At 64.0% G+C, this 19,124-nt stretch carries 48 protein-coding genes; 6 read left to right on the top strand and 42 right to left on the bottom strand.

Annotated features, from left to right (window positions below; translation table 11 throughout):
* Positions 1-22 precede the first annotated feature (22 nt).
* The 29 genes from ACFXN1_RS02600 to ACFXN1_RS02460 form a co-directional block, all read right to left on the bottom strand.
* Positions 23-490: a hypothetical protein gene (locus ACFXN1_RS02600; RefSeq protein WP_379436154.1), complete on the bottom strand. Its 468-nt coding sequence runs from the start codon at positions 488-490 to the stop codon at positions 23-25.
* Positions 483-1,406, bottom strand: a complete 924-nt coding sequence (locus ACFXN1_RS02595; RefSeq protein WP_379436156.1) for a DNA polymerase beta superfamily protein — start codon at positions 1,404-1,406, stop codon at positions 483-485. The genes ACFXN1_RS02600 and ACFXN1_RS02595 overlap by 8 nt, the downstream gene beginning before the upstream one ends.
* Positions 1,403-1,651 carry a hypothetical protein gene (locus ACFXN1_RS02590; RefSeq protein WP_379436157.1) on the bottom strand — a complete coding sequence of 83 codons (249 nt, stop codon included), beginning with the start codon at positions 1,649-1,651 and terminating at the stop codon, positions 1,403-1,405. The genes ACFXN1_RS02595 and ACFXN1_RS02590 overlap by 4 nt, the downstream gene beginning before the upstream one ends.
* A gap of 254 nt (positions 1,652-1,905) precedes the next feature.
* Positions 1,906-2,127, bottom strand: coding sequence for a hypothetical protein (locus tag ACFXN1_RS02585; protein ID WP_379436159.1), 222 nt, complete (start codon positions 2,125-2,127; stop codon positions 1,906-1,908).
* The gene (locus tag ACFXN1_RS02580; RefSeq protein WP_379436160.1) at positions 2,124-2,408 is read right to left on the bottom strand and encodes a hypothetical protein; all 285 of its coding nucleotides are present in this window, start codon (positions 2,406-2,408) and stop codon (positions 2,124-2,126) included. The genes ACFXN1_RS02585 and ACFXN1_RS02580 overlap by 4 nt, the downstream gene beginning before the upstream one ends.
* The gene (locus tag ACFXN1_RS02575) at positions 2,398-2,970 is read right to left on the bottom strand and encodes a hypothetical protein (RefSeq protein WP_379436162.1); all 573 of its coding nucleotides are present in this window, start codon (positions 2,968-2,970) and stop codon (positions 2,398-2,400) included. Before ACFXN1_RS02575 ends, ACFXN1_RS02580 begins: the two co-directional genes overlap by 11 nt.
* Complete coding sequence (locus ACFXN1_RS02570) at positions 2,955-3,215, bottom strand: hypothetical protein (RefSeq protein ID WP_379436164.1); 261 nt, start codon at positions 3,213-3,215, stop codon at positions 2,955-2,957. The genes ACFXN1_RS02575 and ACFXN1_RS02570 overlap by 16 nt, the downstream gene beginning before the upstream one ends.
* Positions 3,212-3,493, bottom strand: a complete 282-nt coding sequence (locus ACFXN1_RS02565) for a hypothetical protein (protein ID WP_379436165.1) — start codon at positions 3,491-3,493, stop codon at positions 3,212-3,214. The genes ACFXN1_RS02570 and ACFXN1_RS02565 overlap by 4 nt, the downstream gene beginning before the upstream one ends.
* Complete coding sequence (locus tag ACFXN1_RS02560; RefSeq protein WP_379436167.1) at positions 3,493-3,816, bottom strand: hypothetical protein; 324 nt, start codon at positions 3,814-3,816, stop codon at positions 3,493-3,495. The genes ACFXN1_RS02565 and ACFXN1_RS02560 overlap by 1 nt, the downstream gene beginning before the upstream one ends.
* Positions 3,809-4,150 (bottom strand): hypothetical protein, encoded by a 342-nt coding sequence (locus ACFXN1_RS02555; RefSeq protein ID WP_379436169.1) that lies wholly within the window; start codon positions 4,148-4,150, stop codon positions 3,809-3,811. Before ACFXN1_RS02555 ends, ACFXN1_RS02560 begins: the two co-directional genes overlap by 8 nt.
* Positions 4,150-4,344 (bottom strand): hypothetical protein, encoded by a 195-nt coding sequence (locus tag ACFXN1_RS02550; protein ID WP_379436170.1) that lies wholly within the window; start codon positions 4,342-4,344, stop codon positions 4,150-4,152. The genes ACFXN1_RS02555 and ACFXN1_RS02550 overlap by 1 nt, the downstream gene beginning before the upstream one ends.
* The gene (locus ACFXN1_RS02545; protein WP_379436172.1) at positions 4,341-4,595 is read right to left on the bottom strand and encodes a hypothetical protein; all 255 of its coding nucleotides are present in this window, start codon (positions 4,593-4,595) and stop codon (positions 4,341-4,343) included. The genes ACFXN1_RS02550 and ACFXN1_RS02545 overlap by 4 nt, the downstream gene beginning before the upstream one ends.
* On the bottom strand, positions 4,592-4,717 hold the full coding sequence (locus ACFXN1_RS02540) for a hypothetical protein (RefSeq protein ID WP_379436174.1): 126 nt from the start codon (positions 4,715-4,717) through the stop codon (positions 4,592-4,594). The genes ACFXN1_RS02545 and ACFXN1_RS02540 overlap by 4 nt, the downstream gene beginning before the upstream one ends.
* Positions 4,710-5,210 carry a DUF4326 domain-containing protein gene (locus ACFXN1_RS02535; protein ID WP_379436176.1) on the bottom strand — a complete coding sequence of 167 codons (501 nt, stop codon included), beginning with the start codon at positions 5,208-5,210 and terminating at the stop codon, positions 4,710-4,712. Before ACFXN1_RS02535 ends, ACFXN1_RS02540 begins: the two co-directional genes overlap by 8 nt.
* On the bottom strand, positions 5,203-5,538 hold the full coding sequence (locus ACFXN1_RS02530) for a hypothetical protein (protein WP_379436177.1): 336 nt from the start codon (positions 5,536-5,538) through the stop codon (positions 5,203-5,205). Before ACFXN1_RS02530 ends, ACFXN1_RS02535 begins: the two co-directional genes overlap by 8 nt.
* A complete protein-coding gene (locus ACFXN1_RS02525; protein WP_379436179.1) occupies positions 5,531-6,133 on the bottom strand; it encodes a hypothetical protein in 603 nt (200 codons plus the stop codon). Before ACFXN1_RS02525 ends, ACFXN1_RS02530 begins: the two co-directional genes overlap by 8 nt.
* Complete coding sequence (locus ACFXN1_RS02520; RefSeq protein ID WP_379436180.1) at positions 6,126-6,437, bottom strand: glutaredoxin family protein; 312 nt, start codon at positions 6,435-6,437, stop codon at positions 6,126-6,128. The genes ACFXN1_RS02525 and ACFXN1_RS02520 overlap by 8 nt, the downstream gene beginning before the upstream one ends.
* Positions 6,434-6,622, bottom strand: a complete 189-nt coding sequence (locus ACFXN1_RS02515; protein ID WP_379463472.1) for a hypothetical protein — start codon at positions 6,620-6,622, stop codon at positions 6,434-6,436. The genes ACFXN1_RS02520 and ACFXN1_RS02515 overlap by 4 nt, the downstream gene beginning before the upstream one ends.
* Positions 6,623-6,760: 138 nt before the next feature.
* Positions 6,761-7,060 carry a WhiB family transcriptional regulator gene (locus ACFXN1_RS02510; protein ID WP_379436183.1) on the bottom strand — a complete coding sequence of 100 codons (300 nt, stop codon included), beginning with the start codon at positions 7,058-7,060 and terminating at the stop codon, positions 6,761-6,763.
* Positions 7,057-7,236: a hypothetical protein gene (locus tag ACFXN1_RS02505; protein WP_379436185.1), complete on the bottom strand. Its 180-nt coding sequence runs from the start codon at positions 7,234-7,236 to the stop codon at positions 7,057-7,059. Before ACFXN1_RS02505 ends, ACFXN1_RS02510 begins: the two co-directional genes overlap by 4 nt.
* 121 nt (positions 7,237-7,357) lie before the next feature.
* Positions 7,358-7,618: a hypothetical protein gene (locus tag ACFXN1_RS02500; protein ID WP_379436187.1), complete on the bottom strand. Its 261-nt coding sequence runs from the start codon at positions 7,616-7,618 to the stop codon at positions 7,358-7,360.
* Positions 7,615-7,950: a hypothetical protein gene (locus tag ACFXN1_RS02495; RefSeq protein WP_379436188.1), complete on the bottom strand. Its 336-nt coding sequence runs from the start codon at positions 7,948-7,950 to the stop codon at positions 7,615-7,617. The genes ACFXN1_RS02500 and ACFXN1_RS02495 overlap by 4 nt, the downstream gene beginning before the upstream one ends.
* Positions 7,951-8,122: 172 nt before the next feature.
* The gene (locus ACFXN1_RS02490) at positions 8,123-8,287 is read right to left on the bottom strand and encodes a hypothetical protein (protein ID WP_379436190.1); all 165 of its coding nucleotides are present in this window, start codon (positions 8,285-8,287) and stop codon (positions 8,123-8,125) included.
* Positions 8,284-9,177 carry a hypothetical protein gene (locus ACFXN1_RS02485; protein ID WP_379436191.1) on the bottom strand — a complete coding sequence of 298 codons (894 nt, stop codon included), beginning with the start codon at positions 9,175-9,177 and terminating at the stop codon, positions 8,284-8,286. The genes ACFXN1_RS02490 and ACFXN1_RS02485 overlap by 4 nt, the downstream gene beginning before the upstream one ends.
* Positions 9,178-9,180: 3 nt before the next feature.
* Entirely contained in the window at positions 9,181-9,363 is a 183-nt protein-coding gene (locus tag ACFXN1_RS02480) for a hypothetical protein (RefSeq protein ID WP_379436192.1), read from the bottom strand.
* Positions 9,360-9,716, bottom strand: coding sequence for a hypothetical protein (locus ACFXN1_RS02475; RefSeq protein WP_379436194.1), 357 nt, complete (start codon positions 9,714-9,716; stop codon positions 9,360-9,362). The genes ACFXN1_RS02480 and ACFXN1_RS02475 overlap by 4 nt, the downstream gene beginning before the upstream one ends.
* Positions 9,713-10,090, bottom strand: coding sequence for a hypothetical protein (locus ACFXN1_RS02470; protein ID WP_379436195.1), 378 nt, complete (start codon positions 10,088-10,090; stop codon positions 9,713-9,715). The genes ACFXN1_RS02475 and ACFXN1_RS02470 overlap by 4 nt, the downstream gene beginning before the upstream one ends.
* On the bottom strand, positions 10,087-10,431 hold the full coding sequence (locus tag ACFXN1_RS02465; protein WP_379436197.1) for a hypothetical protein: 345 nt from the start codon (positions 10,429-10,431) through the stop codon (positions 10,087-10,089). Before ACFXN1_RS02465 ends, ACFXN1_RS02470 begins: the two co-directional genes overlap by 4 nt.
* Positions 10,428-10,583: a hypothetical protein gene (locus tag ACFXN1_RS02460; RefSeq protein ID WP_379436198.1), complete on the bottom strand. Its 156-nt coding sequence runs from the start codon at positions 10,581-10,583 to the stop codon at positions 10,428-10,430. The genes ACFXN1_RS02465 and ACFXN1_RS02460 overlap by 4 nt, the downstream gene beginning before the upstream one ends.
* Before the next feature lie 245 nt (positions 10,584-10,828).
* On the opposite strand from ACFXN1_RS02460, the gene ACFXN1_RS02455 reads away from it, so the two are divergent.
* From ACFXN1_RS02455 to ACFXN1_RS02430, 6 genes are all read left to right on the top strand, one after another.
* Complete coding sequence (locus tag ACFXN1_RS02455) at positions 10,829-11,086, top strand: hypothetical protein (protein ID WP_379436200.1); 258 nt, start codon at positions 10,829-10,831, stop codon at positions 11,084-11,086.
* A gap of 124 nt (positions 11,087-11,210) precedes the next feature.
* The gene (locus ACFXN1_RS02450; protein WP_379436201.1) at positions 11,211-11,360 is read left to right on the top strand and encodes a hypothetical protein; all 150 of its coding nucleotides are present in this window, start codon (positions 11,211-11,213) and stop codon (positions 11,358-11,360) included.
* A complete protein-coding gene (locus tag ACFXN1_RS02445; protein ID WP_379436203.1) occupies positions 11,357-11,620 on the top strand; it encodes a hypothetical protein in 264 nt (87 codons plus the stop codon). Before ACFXN1_RS02450 ends, ACFXN1_RS02445 begins: the two co-directional genes overlap by 4 nt.
* A 125-nt stretch (positions 11,621-11,745) precedes the next feature.
* Positions 11,746-11,907 (top strand): hypothetical protein, encoded by a 162-nt coding sequence (locus ACFXN1_RS02440; protein ID WP_379436204.1) that lies wholly within the window; start codon positions 11,746-11,748, stop codon positions 11,905-11,907.
* Positions 11,904-12,134, top strand: coding sequence for a hypothetical protein (locus ACFXN1_RS02435; protein ID WP_379436206.1), 231 nt, complete (start codon positions 11,904-11,906; stop codon positions 12,132-12,134). The genes ACFXN1_RS02440 and ACFXN1_RS02435 overlap by 4 nt, the downstream gene beginning before the upstream one ends.
* A gap of 143 nt (positions 12,135-12,277) precedes the next feature.
* On the top strand, positions 12,278-12,880 hold the full coding sequence (locus ACFXN1_RS02430) for a hypothetical protein (RefSeq protein WP_379436207.1): 603 nt from the start codon (positions 12,278-12,280) through the stop codon (positions 12,878-12,880).
* 173 nt (positions 12,881-13,053) lie between these two features.
* Here the strand turns inward: ACFXN1_RS02430 and ACFXN1_RS02425 are convergent, their stop codons facing one another.
* From ACFXN1_RS02425 to ACFXN1_RS02365, 13 genes are all read right to left on the bottom strand, one after another.
* Positions 13,054-13,680: a hypothetical protein gene (locus ACFXN1_RS02425; protein WP_379436209.1), complete on the bottom strand. Its 627-nt coding sequence runs from the start codon at positions 13,678-13,680 to the stop codon at positions 13,054-13,056.
* 72 nt (positions 13,681-13,752) lie between these two features.
* Positions 13,753-14,235: a hypothetical protein gene (locus ACFXN1_RS02420; RefSeq protein WP_379436210.1), complete on the bottom strand. Its 483-nt coding sequence runs from the start codon at positions 14,233-14,235 to the stop codon at positions 13,753-13,755.
* Entirely contained in the window at positions 14,217-14,513 is a 297-nt protein-coding gene (locus tag ACFXN1_RS02415) for a hypothetical protein (protein WP_379436212.1), read from the bottom strand. The genes ACFXN1_RS02420 and ACFXN1_RS02415 overlap by 19 nt, the downstream gene beginning before the upstream one ends.
* Positions 14,514-14,545: 32 nt before the next feature.
* The gene (locus ACFXN1_RS02410; protein ID WP_379436213.1) at positions 14,546-14,881 is read right to left on the bottom strand and encodes a hypothetical protein; all 336 of its coding nucleotides are present in this window, start codon (positions 14,879-14,881) and stop codon (positions 14,546-14,548) included.
* A complete protein-coding gene (locus ACFXN1_RS02405) occupies positions 14,863-15,228 on the bottom strand; it encodes a hypothetical protein (protein ID WP_379436215.1) in 366 nt (121 codons plus the stop codon). The genes ACFXN1_RS02410 and ACFXN1_RS02405 overlap by 19 nt, the downstream gene beginning before the upstream one ends.
* On the bottom strand, positions 15,225-16,010 hold the full coding sequence (locus ACFXN1_RS02400) for a VWA domain-containing protein (protein WP_379436216.1): 786 nt from the start codon (positions 16,008-16,010) through the stop codon (positions 15,225-15,227). Before ACFXN1_RS02400 ends, ACFXN1_RS02405 begins: the two co-directional genes overlap by 4 nt.
* Positions 16,011-16,071: 61 nt before the next feature.
* On the bottom strand, positions 16,072-16,695 hold the full coding sequence (locus tag ACFXN1_RS02395) for an HIT domain-containing protein (RefSeq protein WP_379436218.1): 624 nt from the start codon (positions 16,693-16,695) through the stop codon (positions 16,072-16,074).
* Complete coding sequence (locus tag ACFXN1_RS02390; protein WP_379436219.1) at positions 16,692-17,144, bottom strand: hypothetical protein; 453 nt, start codon at positions 17,142-17,144, stop codon at positions 16,692-16,694. Before ACFXN1_RS02390 ends, ACFXN1_RS02395 begins: the two co-directional genes overlap by 4 nt.
* A complete protein-coding gene (locus ACFXN1_RS02385) occupies positions 17,141-17,842 on the bottom strand; it encodes a hypothetical protein (RefSeq protein ID WP_379436221.1) in 702 nt (233 codons plus the stop codon). The genes ACFXN1_RS02390 and ACFXN1_RS02385 overlap by 4 nt, the downstream gene beginning before the upstream one ends.
* On the bottom strand, positions 17,839-18,144 hold the full coding sequence (locus ACFXN1_RS02380) for a hypothetical protein (RefSeq protein WP_379436223.1): 306 nt from the start codon (positions 18,142-18,144) through the stop codon (positions 17,839-17,841). The genes ACFXN1_RS02385 and ACFXN1_RS02380 overlap by 4 nt, the downstream gene beginning before the upstream one ends.
* Positions 18,141-18,524 carry a DUF3310 domain-containing protein gene (locus ACFXN1_RS02375; RefSeq protein WP_379436224.1) on the bottom strand — a complete coding sequence of 128 codons (384 nt, stop codon included), beginning with the start codon at positions 18,522-18,524 and terminating at the stop codon, positions 18,141-18,143. Before ACFXN1_RS02375 ends, ACFXN1_RS02380 begins: the two co-directional genes overlap by 4 nt.
* Positions 18,521-18,847 carry a hypothetical protein gene (locus ACFXN1_RS02370; protein WP_379436226.1) on the bottom strand — a complete coding sequence of 109 codons (327 nt, stop codon included), beginning with the start codon at positions 18,845-18,847 and terminating at the stop codon, positions 18,521-18,523. Before ACFXN1_RS02370 ends, ACFXN1_RS02375 begins: the two co-directional genes overlap by 4 nt.
* The gene (locus tag ACFXN1_RS02365) at positions 18,844-19,116 is read right to left on the bottom strand and encodes a hypothetical protein (protein WP_379436227.1); all 273 of its coding nucleotides are present in this window, start codon (positions 19,114-19,116) and stop codon (positions 18,844-18,846) included. Before ACFXN1_RS02365 ends, ACFXN1_RS02370 begins: the two co-directional genes overlap by 4 nt.
* Positions 19,117-19,124: the final 8 nt, after the last annotated feature.

Below are 19,124 nucleotides of genomic sequence, written 5' to 3'. Positions count from 1 at the left end.
CGATTCTCCTAGGCTTGATCGGTCACACTGAAAGTTCTTCTGGCCCGCCGCGTTTGGATGCGCGTTGAATCAGCGCGATCCGTTCGTCCCAACCGTCCGGCTTCGAGAAGAACGATGGGTCGCAGGCGTACAGCACGATGTCGCTGCTGATCGGCACTACTGGGGACTGACGCTTCGCCTGCTCCGCCAAGCACAGGTCTTCGATCAGTTTCAGGCGGCGGGCGCTCTCCAGTGCTTCCGCCTGCCAGCCGCGGCGGGACCTCCACACGTGGTCGAGCAGACGGGACTGCGCCAAGCGCTTGTCACGGTTGGTGTCTCGGCGCTTGCGGATCACCCCGAGCTCGGATTCGCTGCCGAGCGCGCGGGACTGCCACAAGCGGCGAGACCTCCACAGGCGCACTACCGCTCGATTCGCGCGCATACGGGCATGGCGTTCGCCGAACAGGACGGCCTTGAACAAGCGGGCCTGATACGGAGTGACGTCATCCATTGGATCCCCCCAAGAGGTTGTTGGTCTCCCACCACTGCTGGTAGGCGTCGGTCAGCCACCGATTGATGGCCGCGCGGTCCGGGTGCTCGGGAAGGTCCGCATGCACGGCAAGGTGATCGAGCTCGGCGAGCAGATGCGCGGCACGGTCGAGCGCCTCGTCCTTGGTGTGCTCGCCGCGGCGCAGCTCTTGAAGCCAGGTACGGTCGGGCTCCGGGATAGGCAGGGTGATGCGGCCAGTGGTCAGCAACTCCACACCCTGGAGACCGAGCCGGACCATGTGGTAGGCGAATTTTGAATCGAATCCGTACTGTTCGACCAGCTCTGGCCGGTTGGTGTGCTTCTTCGACTTGACGCCGAGCAGCTGGTCACGCTGGCTGACGAGGTAACCGGCGAACCGGTGCGCTACTTCCCGTGACAGCCACATATGCCGGCGGGATTGAAGGTCGGCGCCGATGTCGCTGTCGATGACGATCTCCTGCTCCGGGATGAAGGCCAGCAGCAAAACGGTCGGGTTGCCCTGTGCAGCCAAGGCCGACCACTTCCGCAGGCTGTACACGGTGAGGTCGAGGTCGCCGGCGCCGGACCGTACGCCTTCGGGCTGACTGCGGTAGATGTACTGCTCGAACAGCGCCTGGCCGTTCGTGGTGACCGGGATGGTCATGCTGGGTGGCTCGATGCAGACGCCCATCTCGTCGCGGTCGTCGCCGCCGGTGGTGACGCCATGCAGCCCGGATCCGACCTGGCCGAGGAGCACTGTGTTGTGCGCCGCGATGAGCGCGTTGCGGGGGCTGCTGTGGGGGTTGCTGCTGGTCGGGTCGACGGGCCACAGGTAGTTGTTGGCGATCTCGTCGGCCATGCTGTGGTTGTCGTAGTAGTCGCGGATCGCGGCGAATTCGCTTGTGCTGTGCGGGTTCATTCCTTGACCTTTCGGGTGACGACGCGGATGTTGTCGCCTTCGCAGGAGTAGCGACCGCGGTACAGCCAGCCCTCTTCGACCATGGCGGGTGTGAGGGTTTCGTCGAGGTCGCCGTGCCGGCCGTACTTGCGGGCCTTTTCACGCGCATATGCAACGGCTTGGTCAGCGTCGAGGAACACGTCGATATCGGTGTCGAAATTCGAGTCTTCCCAGATGACGACTGCCACCTTCAACAGGTCAGCCATTGGTTTCGCTCATTTCTTCTCTTTGATTCGGTTGGGGTGCTTGCGTTTTCCGGTCCTGGGTTTCAAGGGGCCGGAGATGCGGGCGAGGTCTGATTCGGCGTTGAAGACGGGGAAGCTCGGACTGGAGGGCACAGACAGGACTTGTCCTGTGGCCGGCCATCGGAGGCGGTGGTGGTTGCGTCCGGACCGGCCGACGTATTCCCAGCCGACGGATTGCGCGCGCCGGAGGAGGTCGCGGACTTCTTTCTGGCTGGTCATGCCGCCGGGGCCTGGATTCGCTCGCCTGGGCATTCGTCGGCTGGGTGCGATTGCCGGATGGTCTTGGATCGGCTGTACGGGTGCTGGCCGCAGTCCGGGTCGACGTTCATGTCGTCGACGAGCCCACACGGGGCTTTCGGGCATGGGCAGGTGTCCTCGAGCTGGGTGCCGGACCATGATCTGCCGATGTGCCAGCTTGTCATTCGATGGTTGGTCATGCGGCGTCCTCAACTTCGTTGATGCTGCCGAAACCCCATTCGATGAAGTCGTCGATGTCGAAGCCTGCGAACTTCGCGATCGATACCGTCAGCGCGGCGAGGCAGGTCAGGGTCGCTACCGGCCGGGCGTTCTCCGCGATAACACGTGCACCGGATTCGTCATCGTCCTGCGCTGCGCGAAGGAGGGCGAACGAGTCACGGACGGCGTCTTTTTCGACTTCGGTCAGGTTGTTGCGGGCTTCGCGGTTTTCGGCTTCGTAGTCGTGATTGTCAGGCGGCATGGTTGATGCCTTTCGGGAGCGACAGCTTGTCCAGCGCGGCGAGGTTCGCGGCGGGCAGGGGATCGTCGATCGGCGCGCCGATGATGCGGCAGCCGATGGCCATGAGGATCACGGCGTCGGCTTCGTTGTTGTCGTTGATGTCGATGTGCGGGTAGCGGCGTACCGCGGCAGCGAGCACGGCGTCTTTGCCTGCGTTGCCTTTACCGGTCGCGTATTTGGCGCGGATGGTTGGTTCGACTGGCAGCACGGTGCGGGTGGTGCCAGCGAGGAGGTCGTACATCATCCACCACAGTCCGGACCGGTCGTGCTGGGATCCGGTGACCGATCCGTAGGACGGCGCTTCGACAACGACGAGTGCGCATTCCGGGATGACGGGCATGATGCGGTAGGTGATGGCCCCGAGCCGCTTATATCGCGTCGCCCATGAATCACCCTTCTTGCCACTGGATTCGATGACGCCACACCACGGCGCCAGCCCCGGCGTAGAGACAGCGATGCCGGTCGCGGTGAGCGACAGATCGAGTCCGATCACGGTGTCGTAGCTGGTCATAGTTGCTGCCATTTCACGAAGTCGTTGAAGGTGCTGAACTCGCGCCGGCACTTGGGGCACGTGACGGTGTTGCCTGCGGCTTTCCGTTCGAACTCGGCCTGCACGAGTTGGAGGCATGCGGCGCAGGTGAAGTTCTCTGAGCAGTCGTGCCAGTTCGCCCAGTAATCCGCTTTCGGCGCCGGACCGCACGGCCCGAAGAGGTGGACCAGGCTGCCGCACAGCGGCTCTGGAAGCTCGGGGAGTTCGGCGGCGGTCACAGTGGCACCGCCGTGAAGAGATCTTCGACCGATGTAAACCCGGTTTGGCAGATGTCGCATTCAAGGAAGCGCTGGCCACCCGATCCCAGGTGCTGCTCGCACCTGGCGCGAAGCCGCTCGACGCACAGATCGCAGTAGCAGGCTTCAAAGCATCCATGCTGGTTGTACCACCAGCTAGCGGTCGGCCGCGCTTCGCCGTGCTTCTCGTTCGAACACGGGATCTCAGGGTCGAGGTGTTCGATGCTCTCGACATAGGGCACGGTCTCAGTGGTGGCCATCAGGCGACTCTCCTTTCATGCGTCGGCTGCTTGGAGGTGTGCCAGTGCTTCCCGCACGGGCACTCGTAGGCGCGCACAGGGCGCCGACCGGTTCCGGGTTTGGCGACGAAGTGCCAGATCGCGTTTTCGGCGTGGATCCGGTTGGGGTACTGGGTTTTATGCGGTGTGGGGCATTCGGGCCGGCCACTGTTGATGACGTGGAGGTAGAGGGTGGCGGCGGCTTTGGCGCGGTCGTTGTGGGACTCGTGGTGCCCGCACAGGCAGTACGCGATGTAGCTGCCGCCGACGGGCCGGACTTCGGTGAGGCGGTGGGAGTCAGTCACTCGACACCTCGGGCACGTCCCACCGCGATCCGTCTTCGTGTCGCCATTGCGCGCGCCAGCCAGCGATCAGACGGAACTGCTCGGCCGTGTCCGGCTCGTACTCTTCGAAATCGATAGGGCCGATGCCTTCTTCGTACCCATCACGCAGTTGCCAGAGTCCGAGGATTTTCGTCGCGGCAGTGCAGTGCAGGCACTCTTTCCACGTCCAGACGTCCCCACCGTCCCTGCCGAACTGGCGCATGTAGATCTCGCCGGGGTCAATGCGGCGGGCGCACATCATGCACTGATGGGCCTTGCGCGCCCGAGGGCGCTGGTGAGAAATCAACTCAGGCATCAGGCGCTCGCCTCCCACGTCACGACGCCCAGGCGGTACTCGTGGTTGGTGTCGCGGCGGCACCGAGCCAGCTCGCGCATTGCCTTCTTCTTGTTGGTGAATACGAGGGTGTAGGCGGCCTCCCACTCGTTCTTCGATTCGAGACCCCGAACCAGCACGAAGTACCCGCGCATGGACTTCATCGCGGCGCTCATCGGTCGCTCACCTCCGCCCGGGCAATAGCCCCGTCCAGGCCGTCATCCCAGAACGGGTTGAACACCGTCCGGGTGAGACCGACGAAGATCCCTGCGCAGGCATCACCATGACCGGGGAGCCACTCCTCCGCAGCCCGGTGGCTCTGCAGCCCGGTGAATTTGGCGATGAACTGCATTTCCTCACGGGTGAGGACGACTGTGGCCGTGGCCGGTACTTCGTTGTCGTCCAGAGTGATTGCGGTGACCTTCATCGCCCGCTCACCTCCCGGGCATCGAGTTCGGTGCGGATCGATTCGCCGATGGCACGCCAGCCGACGTATCCCCACATGCCAGCCACGACGGGGCCGACCATGCTCACAAGAGGTTCAGCCACGACCGCTCACCTCCGGCTCAGCGTTGGCGATCTCCAGGAGCACGTCGGCGTGACAGGGCACGCGGTTGCCATTGGCATATTCGAGCGGGCACCAGCAGACGAGGTCGCGGCCGGCCAGCTCGGCGCGGACGTCCTCGATCGTGACGGGCTGGTCGTGGTGCCCGATCCGGATCCATCGGGCGTCGCGCAGGTGCACAACGTCGCCGGTGAGGACCTCTCGGTACAGGGCGACCGCCTCGCCGCGGGTCAGATTGCTGATCTCGCAACGGGTGACACGGTCGCCGCCATGGAAGTAGTCGTGACGCATCCCCGCAGCGGAGATCCGGTCCTCGTACTCCCAGTCGGCACCGGTGACCGCGCCGGGCACGCACGCGAGCCCGTTCGAGCCACCGAGCGTGAATGGGTTGCCCCACTTCGTCGGGCGGCCCACGTACACGGCACCTTCGGGTGACCGCCACCCAGCAGTGCGTTTGCGTTGGATGCGTTCAGGCATGGTCCACCTCCGGCTCCCACAGGACGGTCACGGGCAGGCGGGGCGGGTGGAAGTGCCGCCCCCAGGGAACGGCGCTCGTCGCACGAACCCACTTCCAGAGGGGGTCGTCGTGTACGCGGGTGCAGGAGGCCGCGAACGCATCGACAACGATCGTGCCGATCGGCAGCGCGTCCAACTCCTCAGCGGTCTCGATGACGCGGGCGGGTGGACGCCAGCCAGCGTTGAGGATGTCGTCGGCGATAGCGGCGGCGTCATAGACGGGGTACTCGCGGGCCAGCCGGTCATTGATCAAGTGCCACAGGAAATCCCACGGATCACGTTCAGCCACGGTCGATCACCTCCCGCAGCTCGTAGACGCGGCGATCGACGGTGAAACTGTCAATCTTTCGCAGCTCGGCGGCCTCTCCCTCGGCGCTCTCAAGGGTCGGGTGCACGTCTTCGATCAACGGGGGAAGGTTGGCACCTGGGTAGACCGCGACGGCGTACCCGAGCGGCTCTTGCCGCGCCTCCAGCTCGGCGATGCGGGCGGCGTGTGGCACAGACTCCGATACGCCAACGTCCTCGCGGGAGTAGCACGGCCCGATCTCGTGCTCGCTCAGGACGCATGGGCCGCCATCGGTCGGCTGGCCGCACTTCGGACGGAAGGTGTCTCGGACGACGGCGAGCAGATTCGCCCACGTGTCGGCGATCCCGTTGCGCTCGAGGTAGCCGTAGAAGGCGTTGGTGGGGCAGCCCAGGGCCATCCACAGGTCGAAGGCGTATTCGACCTGCACGGATCGGATGCGTTTCTTGGCTTGCTGCTCCAGCTCGGCGACGCGGGCCTGGGCAACGTCGAGCTCTCGGCTCAATCGGCCAACTACGGTGTCTAGCTCGGCGATTCGAGCCTTCGCGCTTCTCAATAGGATGGCGTCTCGGTCAGGCATGGTCGGCCTCCTCCACAGGTGCGCTCGGAGTCCAGTTCCGCAGCGCGGCGGCGACCTGATCGATCTTGGTGAGCTGGAACCCGGACCAGTGCATGTCGCCCGCGACGATGACCGGCAGGGACTGATAGCCCAGGTTCCGCACACGTTCAGCAGCGTTCTCGTCGGTGCTCACATCACGTTTCACGAACGGGATTCCCCGAGCCAGCAGCGCTTTCGAGGTAGCGAAACACTGGCCGCAGCCCGGCTTGCTGTACAGCACGACTTTCGGGGCGTCGACGTGAATGGCCGTATGGTTGTCGGTCATCGCACGCCCTCGATGAGGTCGGCGATTGCACGCAGCCCGGACGGCCGGAGTCCCCAAGCCGCGAAAGGCGCGGGCTGGAATCCACCGTCGATGACTCGCCCCGCCTCGGTCGGCCGCATGTCGGCCGGGGCATCGGGGTGGTCGAGCAGCACAATGAGGTCGCCGTCGCGGTCGGTGAGAGTCACGGTCGATCCGCTAGCGGTGGTGATAGTCCGGTCAGGCATTTCAGATCTCTTCCTCGTCGATGCTGGGTTGTGGGTTTGTGCCTGCCACGCCGCACGCATCGCTCGATGCATATATCGACATGGTTGTATCCGTGTCACTCATGCGGCTTCGGCAAGGTCGTCGCGGTCCCGGTCGACGTGAATCCGGCCACCCCAAATCCCGGGAACCCGCTCCCCTTTCGCGCGAACCAACTCGTCATGACGCTCATCGCATTCGGTTCGCAGCGGGCAGGAGAAGCAGAGATTGCGGGCTTTGAAGTGCCGATCGTCTTTTTGCTTCTGCGTTTCGCCGTCGACGTAGTAGTCCCACATCGACGCGCGTCGCTTCCGCATCCACTCCTGGTAGTAGTCCTGCCGGCAGACGGCATCGGCCCAGACGTCGTTGATTCTGAGGGTCATTCGCGAACCACAGCGATGATCGGGGCGACTAGCGAGCCGACGAGCACGAGCGGGATGGCGGCGATTGCGCCGAGTATGCGGGCGAAGGGTTTCGACGGTTTCATGGCGTTCTCCAGGCGTTTCAGGAGTGAAGCGTTGAGGGGCGGCCGAGCGTTCTCCCCCGGTTCGCTGGCCACATGCTGATCTTAGTATTGCCTGTATTGCATTGTCTACATTGCACTGCAATTCCTCGCGCGCAACTCGCGAGATATAGGTCTGCCGCACAGCGGTTGTGTCTTTCGCTGTGCGGCAGGAGGGTTATGCGGCGGCGGATGAAAGCTGTTCCGCGTGCACCTGTTCGGCTTTGACGCCACGGGATTCGAGGTAATGATCCTGGTCGGCAGCCTCGTGCGCGCGGAGCTGAGCCAACGAATGCAAGCCCTCGACGTAGTCCGCAAGGGCCTTCTTGGCTTCGGCGCTACCCTTCGGCCCGGCCCAGTCGGCTTTCTCGGCGAGGTCTTCGAGGAGTTCGTAGTGGCGGCTGACGTATCCGTAGTTGTGGTCACCGCGCCGGTTCATGCGGCAACCTCGCTCACCAGGTCAGCGTCGCGGGAATCGTGCGCGGCGAGGATGTCTTCCAGCCAGGCGAGAGCATCGCGGTTGCTGGCGGCGAACAGGCCCGCGGCTTCTTCCGCCCACAGGCCGAGCAGCCGGGCCGCGACGGTCTCGACGTCTTCGACCTCATGGGTGGTGAAGTTGACGACTTCGGTGGCGTCGCGCAGGTTCCCGGGCTCGCGTTTGAACGCATAGCCGCCGGCGAGTCGGATAGCCCAGCCAGCGACGCAGTTCGACCAGCGTGACTGGTCGAAGGTTTCGGGGTTCTCCGTCGCCTGCTGGTGGACGCGGCGCATGAGGGAAATGTTGTGTTGCATTGGGGTTCACCTGGTTTCGGTGTTGATGGGTCTTGGTAGGGGCGGCGCCTGGCAGAGCGGGTCATCCCAGGCGCCGCGCTCCTCCTTCGCGGCTGCCGTCCGCGCGGGTCACGGTGTGGGTCGCGGCGGTCAGTCCGGAAGGCCTATAGGGTCACCAGCGGTAGAGGGCGTCTTCGGTGGCGCTGACGCGGTTGCCGTATCCGAGGGCTTCGAGCCAGGTCGGGAAGGTGTCGAGGCATTCCCATGCGTCGGGGGCCGTGTGTTTGAAGACGGCCCACTCCCCCATCGGCGTGCGATACACGGAGACTCGCTTCACGACAGCACCTCCACGAAGCCGTTGCCGTAACGCTGATCCAGGTCGATGCCGGCGACGAAACTCTCGGTTCCGTCGATGTACTCGCGGAAGCTGTGCAGACTGAACCGAATCCAGCTGTATGGACCATCCCGATGCTCGACAGAAGCAAACCGAACGCCAAACGGGATCTCCGCCACCGTCTGCCAGGTGCGCGGCTCGACGGTCTCGGGCAGAACCTCGGTGTAGATGTTCAGCTCGTCCTTGAAAGCGGCGAGCCGATACATCGAGCCGCTGGCGATATGGAGGCAATCGGTTTCGCGCCGCTCATAGACGTTGTTGGGCACGTAGTCATAGAACCGGGTGCCGACAGGGATGTCGGTCACGCTGCTCCAGGTGCGCGGCTCCGTCAGGCCGACGACGTGGGCCTCCATGATGGGCTCATCGTCTCCCACCATTCGCTGAAGCTCGCCGATCAGCGCCTGCACATCAATCGGGCCGCCGGGCTGGCGCCACTCCCCCTCCTGCAGGACGCTGATCAAGCTCCGCACGCGGGCCGCCAGGAAAGAGGAATCGGGCGCAGGTTCATCGAGGATCGGTGCGTCCGCGATTCCGTCGTCCGCGACGTGATCCTCGATGACCGGGCGGATCTCCAGAGTGGTACGGACATGGACCTCAACAACACGCGAGTGCTGCATGAAGCACGTCTGGAGGCCGTAGCCGGTCAGATCGGTTGAAAGCTGCATCCGAACTGACCGCGCGACATCGGGCGTCTCCCACAGGTACGCGGCCTGCCCGCCAGGAAGCACGCTGTGCACACCGCCCGCTCGGTCCCAGCTGCCGAGGTCGTCAGCCAGCTCGCCGGACGGCAGTTCGATCGCGTATCCCGTTGTCTCGGTAACGGTCTCGGTCATCGGTCAGTCCTCGCCTTCGCAAGTGTGGGAGTAAACGACGCTGCGGGCAGCCGACTCCCCGAACGGGCCGGAGCCCCACAGGTCGTAGGCCATGCCAGTGGTGAACCCGCAGGGCTTGTGGATGAGGTGGTGGAGCTCGAACCAGCCCGACGCGCGTTCGGCGTCCCAATCGGAGGGCAGTCTCATCGGGCGGCTCCTTCGGTAAGGCAGGACTGCATGTAGTAGGCGAGGGCAGCGAACGCATCGATGTCGTTGACGCGCAGCCACTCGACGAGCCGCAGCGCGTGCCGGCGCATGAACTCGGTGTCGTGATCGGTCTGCCACGCGACCAGCCGGGACAGCAGTTCACGGACGCCAGCGGCGGCCAGGTCGACGCGGAGCTTCGGGCCAGGACCGTTCGCGTTGGCCGCGACTCGCAGCAGGCAGAGGCTTGATTCCTTGTCGGGGCAGCCGATTTCGACCGAGTAGCCTTCGCGGTCGACCACGGGCGCGTCACCGAAGTAGGTAACGCGCTCCTGGGCGTCTTCGCGGGTGATCACGCGGGCACCTGGTCGGCGAGTTCGAGCAGTGCGGCGGTGTTGACGACAACCTTCACCATGGGATCGTCGATGTCAGCGCCGAACGGTTTGCAGTCGCTGCCCCATTCGAACGGTGCGCTCTCCTCGACAATCTCAGCGAGGACCTCAAGGGCGTGTTCCCAGCAGAATGCCTGCTGTTCGAGCCCTCCCCAGCGCGGCGCGTCGGTGTCGCGGTCGTAGTCAATCGCCCACCAGTCGACGTGCACGCAGGCGGGGTGCGGTTCGTCGATCCAGCATTGGGAGTCCCCGAATTCGGTTCCGTCGGTGTCGATTTCGACGTCGATCTTCGGGTCAGCGGGTATGCCGAGCAGTTCGCGGACGGTGTCGATGTTCACGCTGCCACCGCCGAGCGTTCGGTCCCGAATGCGCCGTACTGGATGGCCCAGTAGTTGACGGTGACGTCGGTGTCGTGGTCGATGGAGCGGTCTTCGCGGTCGAGGATGCAGCGGACTTCGTCGCTGGCGTGTTCGGCGCAGAAGGTGGCGTCGGTGCCGATCAGGCCGTCCACCTCGTCGTTCACGGTGAACTCGACGTACACGGCGGCGGGCTGCTCGCAGCAGTCGCAGGCGGTGCCGCGGAATTCGGTCGCGTCGAGGTCGACGATGCCGGTGAAGCGGGGCGCCCAGTCGGGGATGTCGAGGACGCTGCGGACCTGGAAGGTGTCGGGGTCGATCATGCCGCCACCTCGTTCGCGAAGTCGGCTTCGGTGTAGATGAATTCGCAGGTGGTGTCGCACTCTTCGTGGCCGCAGTGCTGGCCGGCGGTGCTGTAGCGCTTCTCGTACGTCTCGCAGTACTGCGAGGGGTCGAGGTGGGTGGGGTTTCGCATCGTTTCGCTTTCGGTTGAGGTTCCCGGTGCCAGCCGGTGTTTGATGAACTTCACACTATGCAATGCATTGCGCTGGATTCAATAGCTCGCACTGTGCCGTTACCGAAACGTCATCAACTGGGCGACGCGAGGGTGTGACATCGCCACAACGTGGACCGACCTCGAAGTTTCACGCATGCAGTCCATTGCACTGCATGCCTTGCACTGATATCGTTGCGTCATCGTCACAGCGAAGGAGCCCCGAGATGACCGCCACCATCACCAACCGCCTCAGCTTCATCCGCGGCGGAATGGCCTACCTCAACAGCCGCAGCCACAAAGCCGGACTCCGCGCCGCGATCAAGGCCGCCGGCGTCTACAACCTGCCGAACGGCTCCGCCTCCCGCGACGACGTGCTCCAGGCCGCGCTGCGTGTCTACCCGGAATCGACCTACCGGATGCACGACCGCCAGCTGAACGACGCGGTCATCGCTGCCGCCGAAGCGTGGACTTCCGGCAGTTAGAGCCCTTCCCCCGCGGGCCGGTTCACGGGCACAACGGCGTGAACGAGTGGGGGCCAACGACGTCCCCCTGCGCACTGAACCGGCCCGCACTCCCCCAACACAATCTCTCGAAAGGAACCCCGTAATGGCTGCACTGCCCGATGATTTCGTGCCCGAGAACTCCGATCTGATGACCCCAGAGGAGGAGTACGAGCTGATCCAGATCCTCGAATCGCTAACTGATGACGACCTCATCGAAGCGCCGCGACCGGGCGGTGAGGGAGAGGCGCAGTGAGCGCGAACCAGGGAGCCCGCATATCAGTGACCCAGCGTCCGTCCACGGCCGCCCTCCTGGAGGAGATGGTCCGGACGTCGGGGATGACGAAGGGCGAGTTGTTCAACGTCGGCGTGGACGTCCTGCACTTCATGTGGAGCGCATTGCGTGCGGGCGGCGAGATCGGCGTGAAACTGCCCAGCAACGCCACGTTTCAGCCTGTCGTCGTCCTCATGCCCGGCCTGCATGTGCCGACCACCGATGAACCCACCGCCCCCTGAGCGCCCGGATCTGACCGCATGGCGGCGCCGGCACGAGCTCCGCAAGTCGAATGCGGCGCAACCGATCCCGACCGGGAAGCAGTATCAGCGGCGACCGAAGCATGAGAAAGAACAGGAGCGACGAGATGGCTGAACAGGTGCCGAGTCCGAACGCCTGCCGCTGGTGTGGCATCGACAAAGACACGCATTATCAGCAATGGTCATCCGAGGTGAAGTGGCACCTCTGGGTGGAGCCGACGCCCGAGCAGCGGAAGGAACGCATGTTGAAGAGGACGGCAGCGTCATGACCGGCGACCCGATGGGCGAATACAGCGTTGCGCGTGACGAACTCGCGCATGCCGCGGTCGCGTACGTGCGCGCGATGATCGACCCGCGCGAGCACCCGCACTCGGCAGCCGCGGCCGAGTACGCCGAAGAACAGATGTGCCTTGCGGCGCGGCAGGTTGTGCGGGCGGTCGAGGCGCTGCCAGCCGAACGGCAGCCGGTGGGATGGGATGCAGCCCCGACGCACTGACGCTCCTGCGTCGATTCGAGTTGTCAGACACCGCTACTAGACTGCGAAACGGAACGGTACCCGCGTGCGAACCTGCATCGGGTGCCGTTGCTGTAGTTGCTCATTCGCTTCTCCCCTGGCCAACCACTCAACAGAGAGATCCAATGCCCGACCCAACCAATCTGATTGCAGCCCTGAGTCTTGCTACGTCGATCGGCGCCGCGGGATTCACCTGGTGGCAGGCGTCGACAGCCAAGGCTGCTTTGAAGGCCGCAGAGCTGTCCGCGGAAGCTGCCAAGGAGTCGGCTCAGACCAGCGCGACGCTCACAGCAATCGAGAAGGCTCGGTACAAGGTCGAGCGTCGACCAAAGTGGTATGTGATTGTCGAGAGGTCGAACTACCCGGATGTCGCGCGGCTCAGGCTGAAGCTGGAGGCGGGCGAGGTCGACAGGGTGACCGTTGAGATTGCGAGCCCTAATCGGCTCCAGTTCAGCGCTCAGCAGCAACCGTCTTTTACAAGTGGCAAGGTCCATTCGCCTGCGCTCGCCGAGTTTGGCCCACTGCAAGTGGAGGATTCCGCGTACTGGTACACCACTGAGCCCTCTCAGGGCGGATGGGTTAAAGGTCCGATTCGGATCACTTCGCACCTCGGCGACATCGTTTGGGAGACTGAGCACTACATCGACCAGGCGGACACCAAACAATCGGCCTTTCAGGAACGGCTCCCGCGCAACTTTGACAGCGACATGGCGCCCGCAGAAGCCTAGTAACCGAACCCAATCGAGCCCCGGACCGCGTGCGTCGGTCCGGGGCTCGTTCGGGGGTAATCGCCCGCCCTGATCGCCTCAGTTTGGTTGACCGAGGAACGCTACCAGGGTCAGTGCTGCAACTGCCATACGAAATTGCCTGCGTAAGCCCACCTCGATGGCGCTTCGGAAGATTAGCCGAGCTGGTGCCACTTGAATCGTCGTCGCAGCTCGCTTACCAACAGATCGGCCAATGAGAGAAACTCGTAGGCATGGCTCTCGGTAAGACCGCCTGTGTAGACGGCAATCCGCTGTAGCTTTTGCATCGCGGCATACGTTGACCCGAACCACTCCGGAAGCTGACGTCCCTGCACCGCGTACGTCACGATCGTCTTCGGTGGCAATGGATGATCCTCAGAGTCGCGGAAGTCCCAATCCGCCGCGATATCCTCAAGTTCCGACTGGACCTCACCCCAAGCCAGAATCACAGCGCCATCTGGGTCTTTGTTTACCTGGTCCCTCAGACGCAAAGTCATCGGTTCAACCGGGACGGTACCCAGCAGGCTTGGAGCGGAGACTGCGGGCGAACCATCGTTGGCTGTTGCGGTTCCCTCCTCGACTGCCGCTTCCTTATCCGCCTGCTGGATCGGCTTAACAGCCTCTTCGACCGCCTTCTCCCATTCCACCTCAAGGAATTTGGATACCGATAGCTTCTTCGGCTGGCGCTTGAACCATGACTTGAGTTCGCGGCCAAAGTAACACAGTGCGAAGACGGTGACCGCCGGCCAAATGAGCGCCTTCGCGAACGAGAGCCATTCCACTGGTGCAACCTACACCGAGGCCCCGAGACACTTGGGCATGGGGGCCGTTAAGGTCAAACTGGGGCGGCACGCTCAACGAGTAGCAGCGATCTCCTGGACGGGAATCCCGGCTCGTTCGGCCCGCCTCATGCAGTCGTACGTGCCACGTGAGCCAGGAAGCGGAAATCCACGGCATTCGTCAGCACCGAGGTCAACCATGTGCTGGTTCCGCAGCGGCCCCGCAGTTGCGCAGCGTTCGCCTGGGCGTCGAGGACGATGGCGGCAGTTGTTGTCGCAGTGGCGATTCCAGTCGGCGGGGTGGGGTTCGGCGACGATGGTGTATTCGGGGTGGCGGGCGGCGATGATGGGTGAGCGTGCCCATCGGTCGGCGATGGCGTCGAGTCCGGGTGGGCGGCGTGGTCGTCCGTCTGGGCAGTCGCCGTGGACGACAACGAGTGTCGAGCCGACCGGCAGTTGGACGAGCACATCGGTGAAGGCGTGGTCGACGGCGTGCCAGTCGTTCCAGTTGCGGCTGCCGGTGGCAAGTAGCCGGAAGATCACGCCGCGGCTGTCCACTTCCGCGCCAGTTGCTTCCGCTCCGTCAGGTTGAGAACCACGCCGCGGTCGACTACTTCCGTGACACGTGCGGCGGGTGCGTGAAACGACTCGATCGGGTCTTCGCTGGACGGCTGCCACTCCCCCACGAGTTCGACGCGGTACAGGTCACCGTCCCAGATTGACGCATAGTGCTTGGCGTACAGGCGGTCTGGGGTCGCGAACACGCGGTCGGCGTGCCGGGTGGCGTGGTTGCGGCGGCGCCGATGCTGCGGCTGGAAGAGGTCGCCGGCACGCAAGCCTGGCACTCCGCCGAGGTAGAGGTGTCGGGTCAAGCGGCGTCGCTTTCTGGGGTGTCGCGCCAGTCTCCGATGTAGCGCCGCTTCTGGTGCCACATGCGGATCGACATTGGGTTCGTCACGGTCTCGACCCCGGTCGGCAGCAGGTCGCCGAGAGCGTCGATGTAACGTGCGGCGGTCTCGGCAGCATGGTGGCGAGTCTGGCAGCCGTCGAAGGTCGGATAGCCCCAGGAATCACCGCAGCAGCACTCGTAGCCGCCGAAGAAGTCGGCGTTCTCGGTACACCAGTGCTCGGCACGGATAGCATTGGCGACGATCTCGATCGCCTCGGCGCGGATCTGGTCTGCGTTCATGCTGCGTTCTTCCATTCGGTCACGTACCGTTGCTGCCGAGTGCAGGGCTTAGCCATGGAAGTCACAACGCCTGTGGCGCTGACGTTTTGGCCGGCCCAGCCGTCCTCAAGTTCCCGGAGCTCCTGCCCGGTCGGTAGCAGATCGCCGAGGGCGTCGACAATCGTCGCGGCTTCTCGCCGGTACGCGCGCCGTGTGTAGTCGTGCTCGGGTGCCTCGTCGTAGGACGGCGGGCCGGGTTGAGGATCACAGCCAGGGATTGGTGGCATCTCGTTGACGGCTTTCCGCCATGCTTCGTACTTCCAGCGCGCGAGCCGGTCAATCGCCTTGTCCCGGATTCCGTCGCGGGTCTCCTCGGAGTTCACTGCAGGATGCCGGCCGCTTTTGCGGCGTCGACCCAGGTCCGCCACTCGTCGACCATGACGTCCGCGAATGCCAGATCGCTCATGCTGGCTGGGTCGTCGACCCGCTTCGCGTCGAGGTTGTCGATCAAACCTGGGATCTCGAGGTCGTCCATTTGGTCCCAGAACGGTGCGGGAACGAGGGTGAGCACCTTGACGAACACCGCGTAGCGTTTCAGTTCCTTCAGCGTCGCAACGACTTTGGACCGATCCGTCGGATCGTCGTCGGTCACGATCACCACGTACAGCGGGGAGGTGGCGGTCTTGGCCATGTCCAGCACGGCGTTCAGTGCCCGCGCGAGGTAGGTGCCGCCCATGTCGTTGGGCCGGTATATCTTCCGGTTCACGATGTCGGCGTAGTTGGCCAGGGTCACTTCGACGGTCGGCCACAGCTGCGAATCGAACGGGATGACGGGGATTTTCCCGTCGCCGTCGATCTGCAGTGCGAAGGCCAGGGCGCGGTCGACGAGGGTCTGCACCATGCCGTTGCGGTAGCCGCCACGCATCGAACCCGAGTGGTCGAGGATCAAAACTGCTTCGGCTCGGATGCCGTCGAGTCCAGCCTTGGACAAGGAGATCCCCGCCTTGTCGAACTTCTTGACCAGGTCGACGCCGGCAGCAGCCACGGCGCCGCGGTTCGTGGCGGGGCCAGACCCTTTCGTCAAGGTCACGGCACGCGGCGTCGTCGCGATTTCGGCGGCCAGACTGGCGGTGGACTGGGGCTTGCTGCGGGTGAAGATGCTCATTGGTTCTCTCTTTCATTCATGTTTGCGATCCATTCGTCGAGGCTCGCTATCACGTTCTCGGTCATGCGGCCTTCTTCTGGTTCGTCCACGGGAGGTGAAGACCGTCGCCCTCGCGTCGGGGCACATAGTGGACGTGAATGTGCGGGACGGTTTGCGTGGCAGCGGATCCCGATGAGGTGATGAGGTTGAAGTCCCACGGTTGCCCGCTGGCGTATAGCTCGGCGTGGTTCATCGCGTTGCCGACCGCGCCCCAGTTCGGGTGCTCGACGTGCACGGAGGGCACGAACAGCATGTGGCCGGGAGTGACCGGGTTGAGTGGTTCGAATCGGGCCACGGCGCCGAACAGGTCGTCGTATTCGCCGCGCCGGATGCGATCGCAGAACGGGCATCTGACGACAGCAGCCATCGCGCGGTCTTCCTGATCTGATATACGTGTGAGGTCAGCACGATAGGCGGCCTCGTACCGCAGCCATGATCCGGCGGGAATACCGACGGCGCGTTCCAGGCGGATCGCGGTGTCTTCGGCGATCGGCGCACGGCCGTTGAGGAGTTCGTTGACGTGTGTGAGGCTGCACCCCAGGAGGTCAGCGACGTGCTGCAGGGAAAAGCCCTGCTCGTCGATCCATTCCTTCAGGTACTCGCCTGGAGCAACGGCATAGTTCGTTGTGGCCACAGCTTCACTCAATGCTCGACTCCCAGCCGGTCCATGAGCTTGTCGTGCCATTGGCGGTCGCTTCGGTAGCCCTCGGCTTCCACGGCTGCGAGGGCGCCGACGATCGCGTCGATTTGGGCACGTTCCCCCGCCTCAGCGCGTTGTCGGGCGGCTTCTTGTTCGGCAGCGCGCCGCTTCGCCGCTTCGGCTCTGCGGCGTGGTTCGTCCAGCCAGTCGAAGTAGTCGCTGGTCTCGAAATCGTCGAGAATGAACCGCTTCTCGTGGCCGCCGCATTCGATGACGACTTCGAGGTGGTTGTAGTCGCCGTACTCCTCGCTGAGGGTCGCGAGGGCGTGCTTGTTCGCGCCGAACCGCTCGCGGATCTGCTCTGCCAGTTGACCTATTGCGTCCGCTTTCGGACCAAATCGGCAATCCGCGTAGGCGACCCACTCATCGAAGGTCTCCACGATCTTCTCGGTCATGCAGCCTGCCCTTCGACGATGCCTTCACCTTGCGAGGCGAGGGCCGCCGCTTGCCGGAGCACTGCCATCACCTCGTCAGGGTCGCGGTCCCACCACGCCTCAAGGTCCGGGAAGCACCGATACGCGTAGTACCGGTCGTAGTCGTCTTCGAACTGCGTTTCGTCCACACCGATGAGGGGCAGCATCAGGTCGACGGCTTTCTCCCAGAGCGCGTACATGCCGGCGGGCGGGCGCGCAGCGGAGCATTCGATCCACATCCCCCGTTCCGGGCAGATGCCGAGCTCGATTGCTTCCCACAGGTTGCGGCCACCGATCTTGATGGCATCGTTCAGGGCTTCGGCGAGCGTCTTGGTGATCGGTTCCGGTACAGGCAGGCGCTTGATCAGTTCCGGGTCGGGCTCCCGGTTTTCGAGCCACGCACGTGCCGGTTCGATGTCGTCGATGGTGTTCATCGCGACCGCAACGTCTTTGACATCGGTGCCTGGCTGACCACAGGCGAGGCTGAGAACGAATTCGAGCCTGGTGAGGTCGAAGCAGCAAATGATCCGTACAGGGTCGTCACTGGTCTCGCCGAGGCGCTCACGCACCTGGGCGGCAAGGTCGCCAGTTGCCCAAACCCGTTGCCCCATGCGTTCGAGAGGGGTGAGTTCGAGCCACTCGTCGATGCTTGGGACCGTGCGTACATCGTTGTCGCTCATGCTTGTTCCTCAAGGTAGGTGCGTTCGCCGTACCAGCCGCGCTCGCTGGGCACGAGTTCGCCCAAGGCCCAGTTGAAGATGTCGCAGATGGTCTGCATGGCGGCCGCATTGCTCTTGTTGTAGAAAACGCCGAGCTCGCCGACGCCACCGTTGTCCCAGTTGACTGCCATGATCGGTCGGCTGTCGTCATTGGGATCGCCTGGTTTCGAGCCTGCCGGCCACCACACGCAAAGGCCGCCACCATCATTGGCCTTCATCCAGGCCAGGGCTCGGGCGGCCAGTTCAGCTCGGTAGTCGCTCACGCTGCCTGCACCTTGTACGCGTTGATCGCAGACTCGACGCGGCGTAGCGCTTCACCGAAGTTCGACTTCGCGATGTCAATCAACGGCTCATACGGCCCGACCGCAAAAGGCAGCACGTGCACGCCGATCAGGTCCTGCACGAAGCCGTCGAGACCGGGCAGAGCGGCGCTGCGGCTCAGTTCCTCCTGGTCTTCGATCGACCATCGCAGGTAGACGGCGGCCTTGCGGAGGTCCTCGAGCCCGTTCTTCTCCTGGTGACGCCACACATATTTGAAGGCGTTGCCCGCGTTGAACGTCATGTGCCGAGTGATCGCGATGCACTCACACGTGAACCGGCCCGTGCCGTAATGAACGGGGTGGTTGACAACATCGACGGTCATGCCGCGATCTCCTGTGACTTGAGTCGGATCCCGTAGTTGGCGCCGCGTTTGCAGCCGATCCAGGTGCCGGCGATGACGCCGCGGTCGATGGTGGCTAGCTGGATGATCGCGAGCATCTCGGTCATGAACATCGGGTACTGGCAGCCGGTTTCGATGTCCTCAGCGATGTAGCGCGCTGCGGACTGGCCGCGCACAGTGCCGACGATGCGCAGGCTTGCCTCGAACGGTTCGTTCGGGCGCCACTCGCTGAGTCGACCAGGGAAGGCGTCCATGTGCCCGGTGACAGTGTTGAACGGGATCTCGGCGAAAGTCTTGCGGCTCATGCGGCCTGCCCGGTCGTGCCGAGCGCGGTGATTGCCTGTGCGATCAGCTCGTGGCCTGCATGGTTGTCGCAGGTGTCGAAGTAACCGTCCTCATCGAACGTCGCCTCGATCAGACCCGCGCGGGCGAGAGGCTCATACAGTTCGTATTCCCAGCCAGAGTTGCCGAAAGGCCGCTTCCCTCCGAACGCCTCGCCGTGCTCCCACAGCTGCCGCAGCAGCGCGAGGAGGTATCCGCGGATGGTTTCGGCGTCGGCGTCGTTGTCCTGCATCGGCAAGT

Source organism: Nocardia sp. NPDC059154 (assembly GCF_042755705.1).
GTDB lineage: Bacteria > Actinomycetota > Actinomycetes > Mycobacteriales > Mycobacteriaceae > Nocardia.
This window is presented reverse-complemented; position numbering and strand designations above follow the sequence as displayed.